The organism is Stenotrophomonas sp. K-6, from assembly GCF_056861555.1.
The window spans coordinates 198,782-216,064 of the sequence record NZ_JBSPUC010000001.1; the positions used below are offsets into that span (position 1 = coordinate 198,782).

Here is a 17,283-nt window from a genome sequence, read left to right on the forward strand (position 1 = left end):
GACGAATTCGTACACAAACCCCCACACGTCGTTAACCTCGCGCTGCAGAGGATGGCCCCGACCGCGACATTCCGTTTGCGGCAACCGGAGAATCGAGATGGCTCAGCAGAACCAGCAGAACCCGAATCAGCGCGGTGAGCAGCAGGAAGGTGGTCGCGGCCAGCAGCAGCAACAGCAGCAGGAACAGCAGCAGCGCAACCAGAACCAGCAGCAGGGCGGCCAGCAGGACGAGGAAGAGTGAGCCCAGCGGGCTGTTGTGTGAACTGAAGCCCCGCTACGGCGGGGCTTCGTTCGTCTGCGGCCTGCTCAGGCCGAGCGCAGGTGCCAGCCCAGTGCGTCGTCTTCGACCACCGCGCCAGGCATGACGTCATGCAGCACGACGCGGAGGCCGCGCGCATTCGGCAGCACCTTCTGCTCGGGGAACCAGCGGCGCGTGGCATCGACCACGATCAACAGGCCTTCGTCATCGCCGAGTGGTGCGAAGTGCGGCGTCGGCTGTGACAACGGCGCCAGCCCGAAGGCGTTCTGTGCTTTTGCCTGCACCTCGCCCACGTCTTCAGCGGGCAGGCCGACTTCGCTGATGCAGGTCATCTCGCTGCCCTGGAATTCGCCCTGGCGCTCGCCGGCAGGCAAGCGCCGACGCGCGATCAACTCCAGGATCAGACCGTCCGGGCCGGTGAAATAGATCGACTCCGAATCCCAGCGACCATCGAACGTAAAGTGATCATGGCCTTTCAGATCGCGCTGCAGAGTGGCGCGTGCTTTGAGCCAGTCGGTGGCCACTTCGAAGCGATTGGCCGGGACGTTGAACGCCAGGTGCACACCGCCGACCGGATTCGATCCTGCGGGTTGCAGCTGCAGGGTGCTCCAGCCGATGCGCACGGCGGCGTCGTCTACCGGCAGCTGAAGCTCATCGCGGAAGTAGGCCACAGTGGCGGGGACATCGGACACGGGAAGGTCGATCTGGTGGATGCGCATGGTGGTCTAAGTCTCCACATTGATACGTCGACATTCTGCCGCAGATGCGTGTGTCTCAGTGATGAACCCGATGCACCACAAGCCGATCGCGGTCACCCATCACCGGGCATTGCTGCCGCATTTGCTACAACGATATATCGATGCCGGGACGCACCACCGGCGCACCACACACCACTATCAGAGGAGTCCTCCCGCGATGGGCATGCTGGTCGAGGGAACATGGCAGGAAGGCACCGCGGGTGCCGCTGACAAGGACGGTCATTTCAAGCGCGAGGAATCCACCTTCCGCGATTGGTTGAGCGCCGACGGCAGTGCTGGCCCGAATGGCGAGCCTGGTGTCAAAGCGGCGCCTGGGCGGTTCCGCCTGTATGTAAGTCTCGCCTGCCCGTGGGCACATCGCACGTTGATCGTGCGCGGGCTGAAGGGCTTGGAAGATCTGGTGCCGGTGTCGGTGGTCAACTGGCACATGGGCGAGCCGGGGTGGAACTTTGAGCCCGGCCCGCAGGTGACGCCGGAGCCCGAACGCGGTGCACGCTACCTGCATGAACTGTATGCCGCCGCCAAGCCGGGAATGACCGGCAAGGTGACCGTTCCGGTGCTCTGGGATCGCGAGCGCGGGAGGATCGTCAGCAATGAATCGGCGGACATCATCCGGATGTTCAACACTGCCTATGACGGGTTGGGTGCGAAAGCCGGTGATTTCTATCCGGCAGCGCTGCGTGCTGAGATCGACGCGATCAACGAACGCGTCTATGCCACCGTCAACAACGGTGTGTACCAGGCAGGCTTTGCCTCAACCCAGAAGGCCTATGAAGAGGCTGTTGGTCCGTTGTTCGACTCACTCAGCTGGTTGGACGCACGCCTTCAGCAACGCGAGTGGCTGGTGGGCGATGCCATGACCGAAGCCGATATCCGCTTGTTCACCACCCTGATCCGCTTTGATTCGGTGTACTACGTGCACTTCAAGTGCAACGTGCGGCGTATTGCGGACTTCGCTGGCCTGCATGCGTTCGTGGCGCGGATGATGGCGATTCCCGGGGTGGCGGATACGGTGAACTTCCAGCACATCAAGCACCACTATTACGAGAGCCATCGGCATCTCAATCCGTCGGGGATCGTGCCGGTGGGACCGGAGCGGGCTTACTGACGTAGCGTTCCGGTTGGCACAGCGCATTGCCTCACCCGCTACCACCCCGATCCAACTGCCGATACCCGATCGCCTCCGCCACATGCGCGGTCTTGATCTCCTCCGCATGCCCCAGATCCGCCAACGTCCGCGCCACCCGCAGGATGCGATGCATCGAGCGCGCCGACAGCTGCAACCGTTCCACAGCATCCTCCAGCAGCTGCTGATCCTCCGGTGACAACCGGCAATGCTCGCTCAGCTCGAACGGCAGCAGCTGTGCATTCGCCTTCCCACTGCGTAACAGCTGCACCTCCCGCGCGGCGACAACACGGGCGCGGACACTCGCGCTGTCCTCGCCGAGCGGCGCGTCATCCCGCAGCTCGCGCGGGTCCAGTCGAGGGACTTCCACATGCAGATCGATGCGATCCATCAACGGCCCGGAAACCCGGCCCCGGTAGCGACGGATGACCTCCTCGCTGCAGAGACAGCGCCCGCTGCGATCCCCGGCCCAGCCACAGGGGCAGGGGTTCATCGCCGCAACGAGCTGAAACCGCGCAGGAAAACGCTCGGTACGCGCAGCGCGGCTGACGACGGCAACCCCGGATTCGATCGGCTCGCGCATGACCTCCAGCGCGTGCCGGCTCCACTCGGGCAGCTCGTCCAGAAACAGCACGCCGTTGTGCGCCAGCGAAATCTCGCCAGGGCGCGGATGCGACCCACCGCCAATCAGCGCGACGGCGCTGGCCGTGTGGTGTGGGGCTCGGTAGGGCCGCTCTCTCCAGCGCCCCGCATCAATGCCCTGGCCGCTGCACGACGCGATGGTGGCCGCTTCCAGTGCCTCACGCTCGCTGGCCGCCGGCAGGATGCTGGGCAGGCGCGAGGCCAGCAACGTCTTGCCGCAGCCGGGCGTGCCGAGCAGCAACAGGTGATGACCGCCGGCCGCCGCGACCTCCAGCGCCCGGCGGGCCTGTAGCTGGCCGCGCACGTCGCGCAGGTCGGGAATGCTGACCGGCAGTGGGTCAGCCGCCACGGCGGGCGGCAGCGTACCGCTCTCAAGGGCGCTGCAGACTTCCAGCAGGGTGCGGGCGATGCGTACGTCGGCATGCTGGGCCAGCGCGGCTTCTTCGCTGTTCGCGGCGGCGACGATGAGGCTGCGGCCGTCCCGGGCGGCAGCGATCGCGGCAGGCAGAACGCCGTCGACCCCGCGCAGTTCGCCGGTCAGGGCCAATTCGCCCAGAAACTCGTACTTGTCCAAGGACTGCGCATCGATCTGACCGCTGGCGGCGAGGATGCCCAGCGCGATGGCCAGATCGAATCGCCCGCCCTCCTTGGGCAGATCGGCCGGGGCCAGGTTGATGGTGATGCGCCGCTGCGGAAACTCGAACCGCGCGCAGATCAGCGCGGCACGTACGCGGTCACGCGATTCCCGTACGGCGGCGGCCGGCAGCCCCACGATCTGGGTATGCGGCAGCCCACCTGAGAGGAATACCTCGATCCGCACGGCGGGCGCTTTGACACCGGCACGGGCACGGCTGTGCACCAGCGCAAGGCTCATGCGGTTGTTTCCGGGGTCTGCGGCATGCCGAGCACAATGGCAGCACATGGAGAGCCCAGCCCATAGGCGCTTGCCGCGCCATGGGGTAGGCAAGCACCTCCCCGTATACGGCACTGCCGCTAGACTGGATACCCCCACGTACTACGCCGTCGAACACCATGGATATGCACCACCGCTCCGGCCCGATCGAACTGGTCGCCATCGATATGGACGGGACCCTGCTCGATCCCGCGCACACGCTCACGCCCCGGGTGATGCAGGCCATCGCCCGCGCCCGCGCGCAGGGCGTGCAGGTAGTGCTGGCCAGCGGCCGCCCGGTGTCGGGGATGGCGCCGTTCCTGCAGCAGTTGGGGATCGAGGGCGAGCAGGACTACTGCATCGCCTGCAATGGCGCGGTGGTGCAGAACATCGGCAGCGGCCAGCACGTCATCGAATTTCCACTGAGCTTCGAGGATTTCGTTTTCTGCGAGCGTATCTCACGCGAGCTGGGCATCCACTTCCAGGCGCTCGATGGCCGGCGCATGTACACGCCCAACCAGGACATCAGCCACTACACCGTGGCCGATTCGCACCTGTCGAATGTGCCACTGTCGTATCGCCGGGTGGCGGACATGGACCCGGCCATGCAGTTCATCAAGCTGATGATGATCGATGAGCCGGCCGTGCTGGATGCCGCCATCCAGCGCCTGCCGTCGGAACTGACCGATCGCTTCGCGGTGCTCAAGAGCGCGCCGTTCTTCCTGGAAGTATTCGATCACCGCGCCGGCAAGGGCCCGAGCCTGGAGAAGCTGGCCGCGCATCTGGGCGTGGACCGCGCCAACGTGATGGCGGTCGGCGACCAGGAGAACGACCTGACCATGCTGCAGTTCGCCGGCACCAGCGTCGCCATGGGCAACGCGATTCCGGCGGTGAAGCAGACGGCGCGCTTCGAGACGGCGACCAACGCCGAAGATGGCGTGGCGCTGGCGATCGAGCGGTTCGTGCTGCAGGACGTGTAATCGTGCGCGTTAATCGCCTGCGCCGCTGCAGCGCGGCTTTGCGCGGGACCAAGGTAAGGCCATCATCAGTGCAAACACCAGCAGGGTCGGCAGGGTGAAGACCCACATCTCCCCGGTACCCTTGCCTGCGCCGATGGCGAGCAGGCCGAGCGCACCCAGCTTCAGTTCGCTGATGGACGTCAGGTTGAACGCCAGGACAGGTATGCAGGCGATGAATGGAGCAGGCAGAACACCATGGCCTGCGACAATCAATGTCGGTGCGAGCAGGGCAGCCAACCCGGAGAACACGATGCGGTAGGCGTTGCGCGAGCACACACCGTCAATGCGCATGAACCGCATAAGGCACAGTGCGACGATCACCGCCGCGAGGCAGGCACCGGCGATAGCCAGCATCTGGGAACCTTGTTCACTCATTCAGACATCCTTGTCGCATCGTGGATGGAGGGCAGCCGCTGCAGCCTCCGCAGATCCTGGCGTTGCCTCACTCGCGGGGCGCAGCCGCCCCACGCGCTTCCAGCTCGGCCACCGCCTTCTCCAGCGTCTCCAGCTTCTCGCGGGTGCGCAGCAGCACGGCACGCTGCACGTCGAACTCCTCGCGGGTCACCAGGTCCAGCTTGCCCAGCCCGGCCTGCAGCGCGGTCTTGAAGGTGGCCTGCAGTTCTTCGCGCGACTGGCGCAGGCCCGGTGGGACCATGTCGCTCAGGCGGCGGGCGAGGTCATCGAGGTGGTTGAGGTCGATCATGCTGCGGCTCCGCGGGGTATACGCTAAGGATAAGCCGCCCCGCTGCCGGCGGCACTGACCGCGCGCATCGCGTTCACCGGCGGACAGGCGTTATCCTCGCAGCCTGAAAGAAAGGAGTGCAGACGGATGAAGATGGTCATGGCGGTGGTCAAGCCGTTCAAGCTCGACGACGTGCGCGAAGCGCTGGCCGAGCGCGGCGTCACCGGGATCACGGTCACCGAGGTCAAGGGCTTCGGGCGGCAGAAAGGCCACACCGAGCTGTACCGCGGGGCGGAGTATGTGGTCGATTTCCTGCCCAAGGTGAAGATTGAAGTGGCCGTCGTCGACAATCAGGTCGAAGAGGTGGTGGAAGCCATCGTCAAAGCCGCCGGCACCGGCAAGATCGGTGACGGCAAGGTCTTCGTGTACGACCTGGGCAGCGTGGTGCGCATCCGCACCGGTGAGCTGGACGCCGACGCGCTGTAACGCGCGCCGGCTTCCCGAGGGCGCCCGCGATCAGGCGTGGCCCTTGAACCAGCGGTAGAAGCGCTTCCAGGCCACGCGTACCCCGGCCACCCAGCGCGGGTCGGCCACCTGGGCCGCCTCGGAGGCGCTGGGGCGCTCGCCGGTCAGGCGCTGACGCATCTTCAACAGGTTCTTCATGTCGCTGCGGCGCAGCTGGCGTGAGACCGGGTGTACCGGCAGCCAGCGCGGGCTGCGCCAGGCCGAGGTGAAGTCCACCAGCACCGGCACCCCGCCGCTGACCATCACGTTGGTGCCGTGCAGGTCGTTGTGGGTGATGCCGGCGGCGTGCAGGCGGGTCAGGGCGTACTGCAGTTGCTCGAAGACCTCGATGCCGACCGACTGGGCCGCGCTCAGGGTCTGGCCGGGAATGAACTCCATGCCCAGCGCGAGGCCGCCGATGGTGCCGAGCAGGGCCGGGGCGTGCTTCCAGCCGCTCAGGCGCTGCAGGATGCGCGCTTCGCGGCGGACCAGCAGGCGGGCGATCGGCGACAGCGGGGTGCCGCGATACCGGGTGTAATCCTTGACCACCGCGGGCTGGCCGTTGAGGCAGGTCCGGTAGACGTCGGGTTCCAGGAGGCGTTCACCGCGCTTGAGCAGCTCGGCGGGGGCGGTGTCATCGACACACGGGGCAACAATTGTGTTCATAGGGGTCTGTGCGACCCGGCGGTCGGCGCAATGCGTCAGGCGTACCGGTGCTGCTTACGGTGGGGAACTAAAGATTTCGTTAATTTTAGTACTCGCCAGTACACGAATCCAGACGATGTCGGAAAAATGTCGTGGCCCGGCGTGGAACAGTTCGTCACGCTGAAGCGGACAATCTTGTATCGTTTGGAATAATTTCGTTTTCAATCAGCGGGTTGGTGGCTACGTCTGGAGAGTGCAGGGCAGGCATGACTGCCGTGCGCCCCGTGCAGGGAGCCATTCGGTGAACCCTCAGGGGCTCCGCGCGCTCGTCTGTTCCCATCACAGGCGAGCGCCGCAGGCTTCTGCTGGGGTGGCCCGGTCCGCCACGCCGCGCTGAACGTCGCTCACCTCATGCTTGACCGCGACGCGGGCGCTGCCGACCATATGCTGTTGCTCGCGACATCGGCGGCCGCCCCTCCCCGGCACGTCCCCGCCCTCTGCCGCCCTTTCGATGCCGGTCGCTTCCGCGCATCGCCCCCACCATTTCGGGTCCGGCCATGCCGGAGGAAGACTGATGATCAAGATTGTGCTGGCAGGGCTGTTCATTGCCTGCGTGCTGTACATCCACTACCGCGGCAAAGTCCGTGCGCGCTGGTCGCGCCAGCTGCTGGACCACTCCAGCTTCATGGCCCCGATCAACGTGATCATGTACGCGTTCTCGAAGGTACCGACCACGCCGTTCCTGGACCCCGGCAAGGAATTCCCGCAGCTCGAGCCGCTGCGCCAGAACTGGCAGATGATCCGCGACGAAGCGCTGGCCCTGCGCGATGCCGACAAGATCGCCGCCTCCAGCACCTTCAACGATGCGGGCTTCAACTCGTTCTTCCGCCGCGGCTGGAAGCGCTTCTACCTGAAGTGGTACGGCCCCTCGCACCCCTCGGCCAAGGCGCTGTGCCCGAAGACCACCGCGCTGCTGGAGTCGCTGCCGGACGTGCGTGCGGCGATGTTCGCCCAGCTGCCCTCCGGCAGCGAACTGCGCCCGCACCGCGATCCCTTCGCCGGCTCGTTGCGCCTGCACTTGGGCCTGGCCACGCCGAATGATGACGCCTGCTACATCGAAGTGGATGGCATCAAGAAGAGCTGGCGCGATGGCGAGTGGATGATGTTCGACGAGACCTACATCCACCACGCGCACAACGAGACGCCGGATGATCGCGTGATCCTGTTCTGCGATATCGCGCGCCCGCTGCGCTTTGGCCTGCCGGGCCTGTTCAACCGCGCGGTGGCCTCCACGCTGCTGGCCGGTGGTGCCTCGCCGAACCTGCCGGGTGACCCGACCGGTGGCGTCAACAAGGCTTTCGGCAGTGTCTACAAGGTGCGCCTGAAGGCCAAAGCCCTGCGCGAGCGCAGCGTGGTTGCCTACCAGGTGATCAAGTGGGGCCTGGTGGTGGCGGTGATCGCCGGGATCTGGGCGATCTGAGTAACAAACAACCCGCGCTGCTGCCAGCGCGGGTTGTTTGTTGTCGCATCACATACCGGTAGGTGCCGACCGTTGGTCGGCACGCCTTCGATCAGCCCTTCAGGGCTGAAGCCACGAACGGCGGGGTCACCAGCACACCGGTGTGCAGCGCGGCGGTGTAGTACAGCGTATCGAACGACTTGCCAGCCGAATCGGCCTGGCGGAAATCGAAGCTGCTCTCGCCCTTGCGGGCCAGGGTCACGCTCCACCAGCCGGTCGGGTAGCACGGCTGCGGGAACGGCAGGGTCTTGAACGAACCGAAGCCGGCCTTGCCCATCTCGGTGCGCATTTCGTTGATCAGGTCCAGCTGCATCAGCGGCGATTCGGACTGCTGCACCAGGATGCCGTCGTCCTTCAGGGCCTTGAAGCAGCTCTCGTAGAACGCCTTGTTGAACAGCCCTTCGCCCGGGCCGACCGGGTCGGTCGAATCCACGATCACCACGTCCACGCTGCCGGCCGGGCAGTTGGCCATGTAGGCCACGCCGTCGTCGAACATCAGCTCGGCGCGCGGGTCGTCGTTGGAATCGCACAGTTCCGGGAAGTGCTTGCGGGCCATCACGGTGACCTGCTCATCGATGTCGCACTGGGTCACGCTCTCCACGCCCGGGTGCTTGAGCACCTCGCGCAGGGTGCCGCAGTCGCCGCCACCGATGATCACCACGCGCTTGGGCGCGGCATGGGTGAACAGCACCGGGTGGCTGATCATCTCGTGATAGAAGAAGTTGTCCTTGCTGGTCAGCATGATGGCGCCATCGATGGTCATCAGGTTGCCCCAATCGGTGGTCGCGAAGATCTCGATCTTCTGGAACGGCGACTGCACTTCATCCAGCTTGCCGGTCAGGCGGTAGCCGATGGCCGAGCCGGTGCGCTCGAAGTGTTCGATGTACCAGTTGTTGTTGTCAGTCATGGAGCAGCAGTCCTGTTCGGAAGGGTGTTGGAGCCGGGCTGGCGGCGGTGCCGCGTGGCGCAAGCCACGTCCGGACGGGTTGGCCCGTTCAGGTTTCAAGCCTGAGCACGGGCGCGGGCGCGCATGATAACGGAGCTGTCGCCACATAGGCGTTATCATGCACCCCCTTTTTTACCAACCAGGCCCACTGAAATGACCGATTGGTCCCTCGACCAAGCCCGCAAGACCTACTCGATTCCGCATTGGGCGGATGGCTACTTCGACGTGGATCAGGCAGGACACATGGTGGTGAGACCGACTGGCCAGGACGGCCCGGTGGTGTCCTTGCCCAGGATCGTGGACGCCGCCCGCGAGGCCGGTGCCAAGCTGCCGCTGCTGGTGCGCTTCCCGGACATTCTGGGCCAGCGCCTGGGCAAGCTGCAGGCCGCGTTCGCGCAGGCCCAGGCCGATTGGGAGTACCCGGGCGGCTACACCGCCGTGTACCCGATCAAGGTCAACCAGCACCGTGGCGTGGCCGGGACCCTGGCCAGCCACCACGGCGAGGGCTTCGGCCTGGAAGCGGGCAGCAAGCCCGAGCTGATGGCCGTGCTGGCGCTTTCGCGCCCGGGCGGGCTGATTGTCTGCAATGGCTACAAGGACCGCGAGTACATCCGCCTGGCCCTGATCGGCCGCAAGCTGGGCCTGCAGACCTTCATCGTCATCGAAAAGCCCTCCGAGCTGAAGCTGGTGCTGGAGGAATCCAAGGCGCTGGACGTCAAGCCGGGCCTGGGCGTGCGCATGCGCCTGGCCTCGCTGGGCGCGGGCAAGTGGCAGAACAGCGGCGGCGACAAGGCCAAGTTCGGCCTCTCGCCGCGCCAGCTGCTGGACCTGTGGAAGTCGCTGCGCGATACCGAATACGCCGACTGCCTGAGCCTGCTGCATTTCCACATGGGCTCGCAGATCTCCAACGTGCGCGACATCGCCAATGGCATGCGCGAAGCCACCCGCTACTTCGTGGAGCTCTCGCACCTGGGCGCGAAGATCACCCATGTGGACGTCGGCGGTGGCTTGGGCGTGGATTACGAAGGCACCCGCTCGCGCAGCTTCTGCTCGATCAATTACGGCCTGAACTCCTACGCCAGCAACATCGTGCAGCCGCTGGCCAATGCGTGCGAAGAACACGGCCTGACCCCGCCGCGTATCGTCACCGAGTGCGGCCGTGCGATGACCGCGCACCACGCGGTGCTGATCGCCAACGTCTCCGAAGTGGAAGAGGCGCAGGAAGGCCGCGTGCCGGACCAGCACGACGACGAGCCGGCGGCGATCCGCCACCTGCGCGAGATCCACGCCGAGCTCGATGAGCGCCCGGCGGTGGAGCTGTTCCAGGAAGCGCAGCACTTCCACGCCGAAGGCCTTGCCAGCTATGCGCTGGGCCAGATCGATCTGCCGCAGCGGGCCCGCATCGACGACCTGTTCTACGCCATCGCCCATGCCGTGCGCGCACGCCTGAGCTATGACGAAAAGAGCCATCGCCCGGCGCTGGATGAGTTGAACGAGCGCCTGGTCGACAAGTACTTCGTCAACTTCAGCGTGTTCGAATCGATCCCGGATGCCTGGGCGATCGACCAGGTGTTCCCGATCGTGCCGATCGAGCGCCTGAACGAGCAGCCCGAGCGCCGCGGCATCATCGCGGACATGACCTGCGATTCGGACGGCATGGTGAAAACCTACGTCGAGAACGAGAGCCTGGACACCTCGCTGCCGCTGCATGCGCTGAAGTCCGGTGAGAGCTACCGCATCGCGTTCTTCATGGTCGGTGCGTACCAGGAAATCCTCGGCGACATCCACAACCTGTTCGGCGATACCGACGCGGTGGAAGTGCTGGCCGACGCCGATGGCTACGCGATCACACAGCAACGCCGAGGTGATACCACCGATGTGATGCTGGATTACGTGGGTTACAGCCTGGCCGATCTGCGCGCCAGCTACGCCGAGCGCGTGGCGGCGGCGAAGCTTTCGCCCGAGCGCGCGCAGGAACTGTCCGAGGCACTGGAAGCCGGTCTGACCGGTTACACCTACCTGTCCGACGAACCGCTGGCGTAAGCCAGTGGCGACGGGTGACGGCCTTCGGGCCGCACCCGGCCGCCTGTAACGCCGGGCACTGCCCGGCCGTCTTTGCAAAGCACCCGGAGCCCGCATGAGCGCGCGCGCGATCTTTCATCTGTTCCTGCATGCGGCCGTGCCCGCGTTGCTGGCGTGGATGTTCTGGCGCAAACGGTTCATGTCCGCCTGGGTACTGATGCTGCTGGGCTGGATCATCGATCTGGACCACCTGCTGGCCGACCCGATCTACGCCCCGAACCGCTGCAGCATCGGCTTCCATCCGCTGCACACCGCACCGGCGATCGCGGTGTATGCGGGGCTGTGTATACCGAGGAAGACGCGGCTGTTCGGCATCGGTCTGATCCTCCACATCGTGCTGGATGCCATTGATTGCTGGTGGATGCACGCTGGCCGGTAGGTCCACGCCATGCGTGGATGACGTGCTCACCCCGCCGGCAACGTCAACGTCGCCTGCAACCCTGGCGCGGCATTGGCCAGCACCAGCGTGCCGCCATAACTCTCGGCGACGTCCGCCACGATCGACAAGCCCAGCCCACTTCCCGACGCGCGCTCATCCAGGCGCACGCCGCGTTCCAGCACGCGCTGCAGCTGTTCGGCGGGCAGCCCGGGGCCGTCATCGGCCACGGTGATCCGCAGCTGACCACCGAGCGCGGTCACCTCCACGCGCACCGCATGAGCGGCCCACTTGCCCGCGTTGTCGAGCAGGTTGCCCAGCATCTCTTCCAGATCCTCGCGCGCACCGGCGAACACACCCGCGGTGTTGCTGTCGCACGCAAAACGCAGCCCACGCACGGCATGCACGCGCTGCATCAGCCCGCACAGCGCGCTCACCACCGGCGCGACCGGCGCGCGCTGCTGGCTGTCGGCGCCCAGCCCTGCAGCGAGGTAACGATCAATGCTGGCCTGCATGCGCGCGGTTTCGCTGCGCAGGGTCTGACGCCAATCGCTGCCGTCGCCCTCGGCTTCGGTGGTGAGCACGGTCAGCGGCGTCTTCAACGCGTGCGCGAGGTCTTCGGCGCTGCGGCGTGCGCGCACCACCATGCGCTGATGATGGTCCAGCAGCGCGTTGAGCTGGCCGGCCAGCGGCGCGACCTCCTTGACCAGGCCCTGCTGCGGGAAGCGCACGTTCTCGCCGTTGCGGACCTGCCCGGCAATGCGGCCCAGCTCGGCCAGGGGGCGCAGGCCGTAATGCACCTGGGTCACCAGCACGCCGAACCACACGGCGATCAGTACCGCCAGGGCGATCGCGGTGCGCTGCCGGAAACTGGCGACCTGGGCATCCAGCGGGCTGCGGTCGGTAGCGACCATCACGATCACCGGCGTGGCGGCGCGGGGCAGGCGGACCTGCTGGGCCAGCACGCGCAGGGATTGCTGCAGCGGGCCAGGCGCATCAAAGGCCTGTGCCGGCCCCGGTGGCAGCGAGGTCGGTGCGGCCAGCGCGTCATCCCACAGCGAGCGCGACTGCCCGAGCGGGCGCCCCTGCGGGTCCAGCACCTGCCAGTAGTCGCCGGAGAACACGCGGCGATAGCGCTCGTCAGCCAGGGTGTCGCGCCACTGCAGCTGGCCGTTGGCATCGCTTTCGGCCAGTGCCAATACCGCGATCAGATCGTTGCCCAGGCGCTCATCCATCGCGGTCCGCGCTGAACGCTCGAACATCGCGCCCAGCCACCAGGTCGCCAAGGCCGACACCAGCACCAGGCCCAGGCCACCGGCGACCAGCAGGCGGGTGCGCAGCGAACCGGTGGTCATGGCGTCGCCGACAGGCGGAAACCCTGGCCGCGGTGGGTGTGGATCAGTTCGCTGCCGAGCTTGCGGCGGATGCGGCCGATCAGTACATCGAGCGTGTTGGAGTCTGGATCGAAGCCGTCTTCGTAGACGTTCTCGCCCAGCCGCGAGCGGCTCAACACGGTATCGGGGTGATGCATGAAGTAGCTGAGGATGCGGTGCTCCTGCGCGCTGAGCGCCAGCGGCGCGCCGTCCAGCTCGAAGCGGCCGGCGTTGACGTCCAGCACCAGTGGGCCGCACTGCAGGCGCGGATGCGCGTGGCCGGCGCTGCGGCGGATCAGCGCGCGCAGGCGCAACAGCAGCTCTTCGGGCTGGAACGGCTTGGTCAGATAATCATCGGCGCCGGCATCGAAGCCGGCCAGTTTGTCGTGCCAGCGAGCGCGGGCGGTCAGCACCAGCACCGGGAAGTCGCGCCCGGCCTGACGCCAGCGTTCGATCACGCTCAGCCCGTCCAGGCCCGGCAGGCCCAGATCGACCACGGCGGCGGCGATGTCCTCGATCTGGCCCTGGTACTCGGCATCCCGCCCCTCCGCACTGTGGATGACCACGTAGCCGGCCTCTTCCAGCAGCGTCTGCAACCGGCTGGCGAGCAGGGCGTCATCTTCGGCGAGCAGCACGAGCATCAGTCTTTTTCCATTTTCAGCAGGCGGCCGGTGGCGGCATCGTAATCCAGCTCCATCACCACCCCGTCCGGGCCAAGGATCTCGACCTCGTATTTTCCGTCATCCAGTTCTACCTCGATCAGCTTGCCCGGATAACGCCGCAATGCATCGGCAACCACCTGTTCCAGCGGTACGAAGCGTCCCTGCCGCACCGCCTGGCGCACGCTGTCCTGCTGGCGGCTGCCACCGTCGAGGACCCGCATCGGGTCCTGCGGGGCAAGGGTCAACAGCAGGGGCAGCATCAGGGACAGGGCAGACATGCGGGCACGCAGGGGGAAGGGCAGGGCACCGGTATACCGGGGCTGTCTAAACAGTATCTAACAGTCGCCCTCATGGTCCGGTTAGGCGCGGCGGCCAGACTGGCGGTGCCGGAATGGACCGGTGCCCCCCTCAAGGATTCCCATGAAGACGATGATTGCCGCTACCGCCCTGGCCGCCGCCCTGTTCGCTACTCCGGCCTTTGCCGCCAACCTGTCCGCTGCACAGGTGCAGGCCAAGCTGAGCGCCGCCGGCTACACCCAGGTGCATGAGCTGGAGCACGACGATGGTGTGTGGGAGGCGGACGTGACCCGCAAGGACGGCACTGTCGATGAAGTGATCATCGATGACACCAAGGGCGAGATCTTCGATCCGCGCGATGGCCGCGCCGTGCTGGACGCCGGTCAGATCCTGGCGCTGGCGGGCAAGGCCGGTCTGAAGCAGATCGACTCCCTTGAGCGCGATGGCGCGACGTGGACGCTGGATGCGCGAAATGCCCGCAACCAGCGCGTGGAAGTGCGCATGAGCGGTCACGATGGCCGTGTGCTGGCCAGCAAGCGCGACGGCTGGTGGGATTGATCCCACTCGCCAGCGCGCGCTGGATGCACGAACGGCCGGGTTTCCCCGGCCGTCCGCGTGTGTGCTTGAGAGATGCCGCGCTTACCAGCGCGAGGGGTAATCCCAGTAGCCCGGGCCGCGGCCGTAGCCACCGCGGTAACCATCGAAGCCGTCATAACCGTACCCACCATAAGGGCCGTAGAAGCCAGGGCCCTTGCCTTCGCTCACCCGGATGTTGATGTTGACGTTGCGGGTGTTGCCCTCGTCACTGGTGTAGTTCTTGCTCAGGTTGAGCTCGGCGGCGTTGTAGTGGGTATTGCCGAAATTCTCCGAGTAGCCGATGCCGGTGGTCAGGCTGCCGTTCACCCGCAGCTTGTCGTCGGTCACGTGGGCGATGCCGTTGGCGGCCCGGTCAGTGGATCGCCGGCCGGTACGGTCACCGTAGAACGTGCCCGGCGGATCCCCGCGCAGCGACTGATCGCCCAGGTACTGCATGGGCGCATCGGGAATGCTCAGATCCAGCCCGGTCGACGACTGCGGGCCAGTTGCGCCTGCGGCCGACTGGGCCAGCGCCACACCGGGCAGGGACAGGCACAGCAGCAGGGGAAGCAGGCGGATCATGAGAGGCTCCGGAGCAGACAGGCAGGACGGCCGACAGCGCTGACGCTAGCAGCCGTAGTTTGAATGATGCCTGTCATGGCGCGCGTTGCAAGGGGAACTCAGCGCAACCGGCCGAATCCGAACAGCTCCGCCAGCGGATGCCGGCGCCGCTCGATGCCCGCGCGCAGCAGCCCGGCCCCGATCATGGAGTAGGTGATCCCGTTGCCGCCGTAGGCCATCGCGAACAGCACTCGTGGTCCCCACTGTGGATGCGGGCCGAAGAACGGCAGGCCATCGTGGGTCTCGGCGAAGGTGCCGCCCCATGAGAAGGCCGGTTGCAGCGGCAGGTGCGGGAACAGTTTGGCGGTCTTCTTGAGCAGCGTGGCGGTCTTGCTCTCCACCCGCCGGTCGCGCCGGGCCGGGAGATCGATGGCATCATCCTCGCCGCCGATCAACAGCCGATTGTCGCCGGTGCTTCGGAGATAGAGATACGGACGCGCCGATTCCCACGCCATGGTCTCGCGCAGCGGCCCGAGCAGGTCCGGATGAATCGGATCGGTGATGAAGGCGTAGCTGCTGCGGTTGCGGGCCACCGAGGGCTTCAACCAGCGCTGCCCGGCGTAGCCGGTGGCCAGCACCACATGGCGGGCACGGATGCGGGCGCCGCCCAGGGTGGTGGCGGTCACGCCGCGCGGGGTCGGGGTGAGTGTATCGAGCACGGTACGGTCGTAGACCCCGCAGCCGCGTTTGTGCAGCCGCATCAGCAGGCGATAGGTGAGCCGGTACGGATCGATGCGTGCCGCCAGCGCGCTGAGGATGGCGCCCGGAGCGCGGATGCCGTACCCGGCCTCGACCGCCTCGCTCTCCAGCCAGCGCACATCGAAGCCGTGCCTGGCACGCAGCGCGCATTCTTCGGCCAGTACCGCCTGGTGCCCGCGCTTGCTCGCGTAGTACAGGCTGGCCATGCGGTGGCAGTCCACATCGCGGAACGGCGCGGCCACCTCGCAGATGGCCGGGATCGCCTCGGCACAGGCCTGGTAAGCCTGCACGGCCGCGTCCTCGCCATAGCGTTGGGCCAGGTCGATCAGATGGGTGTCGATCTCATATTGCAGCAGCGCAGTACTGGCCGCGGTGCTGCCCCAGCCGATGTCGCGCTGTTCGATCAGCGCCACGTCATGGCCGTGCGCGCAGAGTTCGTCCGCGATCAGCGCGCCACTGATGCCGCCGCCAACCACCAGCACCTCGCAGTTGAGATCCTTCTCCAGCGGCGGAAACGCATGCATCAGGCCGTTGCGCACGGCCCAGAACGGGTACCCGCTCTTCAGATCCATGGAAGCCTCAGGCGGTCGGGTGGCCGGTGTGCGGGGTCTGGATCAGTTCGGTCAGGTCGAAACCCTGCAGCCGCGCCTGCGCCAGGTAGTGCTCCTGGGTGGTGCGGTCCAGCGTGGGCGTACGCGACAGCAACCAGAGGAATTTGCGGTCCGGGCTGCCGACCAGCGAAACGCTGTAATCCGGGGCGATCTGGATCACCCAGTAGTCGCCCTTGGTGAACGGCAGCCAGCGCAGGCCCTTGGGCAGGAAGCTGATCTCCAGCCGCGCGGTGTCGTTGTCCACGGGGCAGGCTTCGCCGTCGGCTTCCTCGATCTCATCGCCCATGCGGCAGCGGTTGACCACGGCGACGTGGCCGTTGTCCTTCAGGCTGTAGTGCGCGGACACATCCGTGCAGCCTTCCGGCTCATGCTTCATCGGCAGGCGGGCGATCTCGTACCAGGTGCCCAGGTAACGCGGCAGCTTGAGGTCGGGAACGGTTTTCAGGTCGGGATGTGGGGTCATGGGCAACGGCTGGTGGGAGTGCGATCCCACGATGCCGGGGCTGCTGCCACGGCCGGGTGAAGCCGGGGCGAGTTCGGCGTCGAGACAGTCCGTTGTGGTCGCGTCATGTCCCGCTTTAGGTCACAGCGCTATGCTGGGCCGCAGCGCCATTGGCGCTTCTTTCAAGAGCGATGGAGATGCGGATGTACCAGGTGATTCTGCTCAAGAGCGAAACCGGCGTTGCCCGCCAGCAGCGCGAGACGGCCGACGATGTGGTCGACCATGAGGGCGTGACCTACACCCTGCGCGCCGGTCCGCGGCAGCCACTGCCGACCGATCACGCCTGGGACGAAATCGCGGTGTATGCGCCCGAAGAGATCACCGAAGAAGAATTCCAGGACTGGTATGCCCGCCTGCAGCCGCAGGTCGAAGAGCTCCGCCTGAAGTACTGAGCGCCCACATACCTGTTCTGAACAGGGGCCGGTTTATAGTCGCGGGCAGGCGCGGTGGTCCGCGCGAACCGTTGGTGCTGGCGTGTCGCTTCGTCATTCT

At 66.3% G+C, this 17,283-nt stretch carries 21 protein-coding genes; 9 read left to right on the plus strand and 12 right to left on the minus strand.

Annotated features, from left to right (window positions below; all coding sequences use genetic code 11):
• The first annotated feature begins 97 nt into the window (after positions 1–97).
• A complete protein-coding gene (locus tag AC13F7_RS00870; RefSeq protein WP_019185247.1) occupies positions 98–241 on the plus strand; it encodes a hypothetical protein in 144 nt (47 codons plus the stop codon).
• 65 nt (positions 242–306) lie between these two features.
• Here AC13F7_RS00870 and AC13F7_RS00875 read toward each other — a convergent pair whose 3' ends face one another.
• Positions 307–978 carry a VOC family protein gene (locus AC13F7_RS00875; protein ID WP_482998958.1) on the minus strand — a complete coding sequence of 224 codons (672 nt, stop codon included), beginning with the start codon at positions 976–978 and terminating at the stop codon, positions 307–309.
• A gap of 196 nt (positions 979–1,174) precedes the next feature.
• Between AC13F7_RS00875 and AC13F7_RS00880 the strand changes: the two genes are divergently transcribed.
• The gene (locus tag AC13F7_RS00880) at positions 1,175–2,125 is read left to right on the plus strand and encodes a glutathione S-transferase family protein (RefSeq protein WP_482999470.1); all 951 of its coding nucleotides are present in this window, start codon (positions 1,175–1,177) and stop codon (positions 2,123–2,125) included.
• Positions 2,126–2,156: 31 nt separating this feature from the next.
• Here the strand turns inward: AC13F7_RS00880 and AC13F7_RS00885 are convergent, their stop codons facing one another.
• Positions 2,157–3,659 carry a YifB family Mg chelatase-like AAA ATPase gene (locus AC13F7_RS00885; RefSeq protein WP_482998959.1) on the minus strand — a complete coding sequence of 501 codons (1,503 nt, stop codon included), beginning with the start codon at positions 3,657–3,659 and terminating at the stop codon, positions 2,157–2,159.
• A gap of 158 nt (positions 3,660–3,817) precedes the next feature.
• Here AC13F7_RS00885 and yidA point away from each other — a divergent pair, with 158 nt between their 5' ends.
• Positions 3,818–4,657: a sugar-phosphatase gene (gene yidA, locus AC13F7_RS00890; protein WP_482998960.1), complete on the plus strand. Its 840-nt coding sequence runs from the start codon at positions 3,818–3,820 to the stop codon at positions 4,655–4,657.
• Between the two features lie 9 nt (positions 4,658–4,666).
• Here yidA and AC13F7_RS00895 read toward each other — a convergent pair whose 3' ends face one another.
• On the minus strand, positions 4,667–5,071 hold the full coding sequence (locus AC13F7_RS00895; protein WP_482998961.1) for a hypothetical protein: 405 nt from the start codon (positions 5,069–5,071) through the stop codon (positions 4,667–4,669).
• Positions 5,072–5,138: 67 nt separating this feature from the next.
• On the minus strand, positions 5,139–5,399 hold the full coding sequence (gene ubiK, locus AC13F7_RS00900) for a ubiquinone biosynthesis accessory factor UbiK (RefSeq protein ID WP_481467050.1): 261 nt from the start codon (positions 5,397–5,399) through the stop codon (positions 5,139–5,141).
• A 126-nt stretch (positions 5,400–5,525) separates the two neighbouring features.
• Between ubiK and AC13F7_RS00905 the strand changes: the two genes are divergently transcribed.
• Positions 5,526–5,864 (plus strand): P-II family nitrogen regulator, encoded by a 339-nt coding sequence (locus tag AC13F7_RS00905; protein WP_070472404.1) that lies wholly within the window; start codon positions 5,526–5,528, stop codon positions 5,862–5,864.
• A gap of 30 nt (positions 5,865–5,894) precedes the next feature.
• On the opposite strand, the gene AC13F7_RS00910 is transcribed toward AC13F7_RS00905, so the two are convergent.
• On the minus strand, positions 5,895–6,548 hold the full coding sequence (locus AC13F7_RS00910) for an RIO1 family regulatory kinase/ATPase domain-containing protein (RefSeq protein ID WP_121040694.1): 654 nt from the start codon (positions 6,546–6,548) through the stop codon (positions 5,895–5,897).
• Positions 6,549–7,101: 553 nt separating this feature from the next.
• Between AC13F7_RS00910 and AC13F7_RS00915 the strand changes: the two genes are divergently transcribed.
• On the plus strand, positions 7,102–8,007 hold the full coding sequence (locus AC13F7_RS00915; RefSeq protein ID WP_026070109.1) for an aspartyl/asparaginyl beta-hydroxylase domain-containing protein: 906 nt from the start codon (positions 7,102–7,104) through the stop codon (positions 8,005–8,007).
• Between the two features lie 91 nt (positions 8,008–8,098).
• Here the strand turns inward: AC13F7_RS00915 and speE are convergent, their stop codons facing one another.
• Positions 8,099–8,953 (minus strand): polyamine aminopropyltransferase, encoded by an 855-nt coding sequence (gene speE / locus AC13F7_RS00920; protein ID WP_482998962.1) that lies wholly within the window; start codon positions 8,951–8,953, stop codon positions 8,099–8,101.
• Between the two features lie 192 nt (positions 8,954–9,145).
• On the opposite strand from speE, the gene speA reads away from it, so the two are divergent.
• A complete protein-coding gene (gene speA, locus AC13F7_RS00925; RefSeq protein WP_482998963.1) occupies positions 9,146–11,035 on the plus strand; it encodes an arginine decarboxylase in 1,890 nt (629 codons plus the stop codon).
• 94 nt (positions 11,036–11,129) lie between these two features.
• The gene (locus tag AC13F7_RS00930) at positions 11,130–11,453 is read left to right on the plus strand and encodes a DUF6122 family protein (RefSeq protein WP_482998964.1); all 324 of its coding nucleotides are present in this window, start codon (positions 11,130–11,132) and stop codon (positions 11,451–11,453) included.
• Positions 11,454–11,479: 26 nt separating this feature from the next.
• Here the strand turns inward: AC13F7_RS00930 and AC13F7_RS00935 are convergent, their stop codons facing one another.
• From AC13F7_RS00935 to AC13F7_RS00945, 3 genes are read right to left on the minus strand one after another with little or no spacing between them, the layout of a single operon-like run.
• Positions 11,480–12,805 carry a sensor histidine kinase gene (locus tag AC13F7_RS00935; protein WP_482998965.1) on the minus strand — a complete coding sequence of 442 codons (1,326 nt, stop codon included), beginning with the start codon at positions 12,803–12,805 and terminating at the stop codon, positions 11,480–11,482.
• Positions 12,802–13,464 carry a response regulator transcription factor gene (locus AC13F7_RS00940; RefSeq protein WP_482998966.1) on the minus strand — a complete coding sequence of 221 codons (663 nt, stop codon included), beginning with the start codon at positions 13,462–13,464 and terminating at the stop codon, positions 12,802–12,804. Before AC13F7_RS00940 ends, AC13F7_RS00935 begins: the two co-directional genes overlap by 4 nt.
• Positions 13,464–13,763 carry a PepSY domain-containing protein gene (locus AC13F7_RS00945; RefSeq protein WP_121040682.1) on the minus strand — a complete coding sequence of 100 codons (300 nt, stop codon included), beginning with the start codon at positions 13,761–13,763 and terminating at the stop codon, positions 13,464–13,466. Before AC13F7_RS00945 ends, AC13F7_RS00940 begins: the two co-directional genes overlap by 1 nt.
• A gap of 142 nt (positions 13,764–13,905) precedes the next feature.
• Between AC13F7_RS00945 and AC13F7_RS00950 the strand changes: the two genes are divergently transcribed.
• Complete coding sequence (locus AC13F7_RS00950) at positions 13,906–14,340, plus strand: PepSY domain-containing protein (protein ID WP_346472341.1); 435 nt, start codon at positions 13,906–13,908, stop codon at positions 14,338–14,340.
• A gap of 81 nt (positions 14,341–14,421) precedes the next feature.
• Here AC13F7_RS00950 and AC13F7_RS00955 read toward each other — a convergent pair whose 3' ends face one another.
• The 3 genes from AC13F7_RS00955 to AC13F7_RS00965 form a co-directional block, all read right to left on the minus strand.
• Positions 14,422–14,940, minus strand: a complete 519-nt coding sequence (locus tag AC13F7_RS00955) for a hypothetical protein (RefSeq protein WP_482998967.1) — start codon at positions 14,938–14,940, stop codon at positions 14,422–14,424.
• Between the two features lie 98 nt (positions 14,941–15,038).
• Positions 15,039–16,250, minus strand: coding sequence for an NAD(P)/FAD-dependent oxidoreductase (locus AC13F7_RS00960; RefSeq protein WP_482998968.1), 1,212 nt, complete (start codon positions 16,248–16,250; stop codon positions 15,039–15,041).
• 7 nt (positions 16,251–16,257) lie between these two features.
• The gene (locus tag AC13F7_RS00965) at positions 16,258–16,752 is read right to left on the minus strand and encodes a lipocalin family protein (RefSeq protein ID WP_481467068.1); all 495 of its coding nucleotides are present in this window, start codon (positions 16,750–16,752) and stop codon (positions 16,258–16,260) included.
• Between the two features lie 182 nt (positions 16,753–16,934).
• Here AC13F7_RS00965 and AC13F7_RS00970 point away from each other — a divergent pair, with 182 nt between their 5' ends.
• A complete protein-coding gene (locus AC13F7_RS00970; RefSeq protein WP_346472345.1) occupies positions 16,935–17,183 on the plus strand; it encodes a hypothetical protein in 249 nt (82 codons plus the stop codon).
• Positions 17,184–17,283 lie beyond the last annotated feature (100 nt).

Bases quoted from the DNA above. Each gene is read 5' to 3' on its own strand.
- ubiK (WP_481467050.1), bottom strand. From the start codon at position 5,399: ATGATCGACCTCAACCACCTCGATGACCTCGCCCGCCGCCTGAGCGAC.
- AC13F7_RS00935 (WP_482998965.1), bottom strand. From the start codon at position 12,805: ATGACCACCGGTTCGCTGCGCACCCGCCTGCTGGTCGCCGGTGGCCTG.
- AC13F7_RS00945 (WP_121040682.1), bottom strand. From the start codon at position 13,763: ATGTCTGCCCTGTCCCTGATGCTGCCCCTGCTGTTGACCCTTGCCCCG.
- AC13F7_RS00955 (WP_482998967.1), bottom strand. From the start codon at position 14,940: ATGATCCGCCTGCTTCCCCTGCTGCTGTGCCTGTCCCTGCCCGGTGTG.
- AC13F7_RS00870 (WP_019185247.1), top strand. From the start codon at position 98: ATGGCTCAGCAGAACCAGCAGAACCCGAATCAGCGCGGTGAGCAGCAG.
- AC13F7_RS00915 (WP_026070109.1), top strand. From the start codon at position 7,102: ATGATCAAGATTGTGCTGGCAGGGCTGTTCATTGCCTGCGTGCTGTAC.
- AC13F7_RS00880 (WP_482999470.1), top strand. From the start codon at position 1,175: ATGGGCATGCTGGTCGAGGGAACATGGCAGGAAGGCACCGCGGGTGCC.
- AC13F7_RS00910 (WP_121040694.1), bottom strand. From the start codon at position 6,548: ATGAACACAATTGTTGCCCCGTGTGTCGATGACACCGCCCCCGCCGAG.
- AC13F7_RS00895 (WP_482998961.1), bottom strand. From the start codon at position 5,071: ATGAGTGAACAAGGTTCCCAGATGCTGGCTATCGCCGGTGCCTGCCTC.
- AC13F7_RS00950 (WP_346472341.1), top strand. From the start codon at position 13,906: ATGAAGACGATGATTGCCGCTACCGCCCTGGCCGCCGCCCTGTTCGCT.
- AC13F7_RS00885 (WP_482998959.1), bottom strand. From the start codon at position 3,659: ATGAGCCTTGCGCTGGTGCACAGCCGTGCCCGTGCCGGTGTCAAAGCG.
- AC13F7_RS00930 (WP_482998964.1), top strand. From the start codon at position 11,130: ATGAGCGCGCGCGCGATCTTTCATCTGTTCCTGCATGCGGCCGTGCCC.
- speA (WP_482998963.1), top strand. From the start codon at position 9,146: ATGACCGATTGGTCCCTCGACCAAGCCCGCAAGACCTACTCGATTCCG.
- AC13F7_RS00875 (WP_482998958.1), bottom strand. From the start codon at position 978: ATGCGCATCCACCAGATCGACCTTCCCGTGTCCGATGTCCCCGCCACT.
- AC13F7_RS00905 (WP_070472404.1), top strand. From the start codon at position 5,526: ATGAAGATGGTCATGGCGGTGGTCAAGCCGTTCAAGCTCGACGACGTG.
- speE (WP_482998962.1), bottom strand. From the start codon at position 8,953: ATGACTGACAACAACAACTGGTACATCGAACACTTCGAGCGCACCGGC.
- yidA (WP_482998960.1), top strand. From the start codon at position 3,818: ATGGATATGCACCACCGCTCCGGCCCGATCGAACTGGTCGCCATCGAT.
- AC13F7_RS00970 (WP_346472345.1), top strand. From the start codon at position 16,935: ATGTACCAGGTGATTCTGCTCAAGAGCGAAACCGGCGTTGCCCGCCAG.
- AC13F7_RS00940 (WP_482998966.1), bottom strand. From the start codon at position 13,464: ATGCTCGTGCTGCTCGCCGAAGATGACGCCCTGCTCGCCAGCCGGTTG.
- AC13F7_RS00965 (WP_481467068.1), bottom strand. From the start codon at position 16,752: ATGACCCCACATCCCGACCTGAAAACCGTTCCCGACCTCAAGCTGCCG.
- AC13F7_RS00960 (WP_482998968.1), bottom strand. From the start codon at position 16,250: ATGGATCTGAAGAGCGGGTACCCGTTCTGGGCCGTGCGCAACGGCCTG.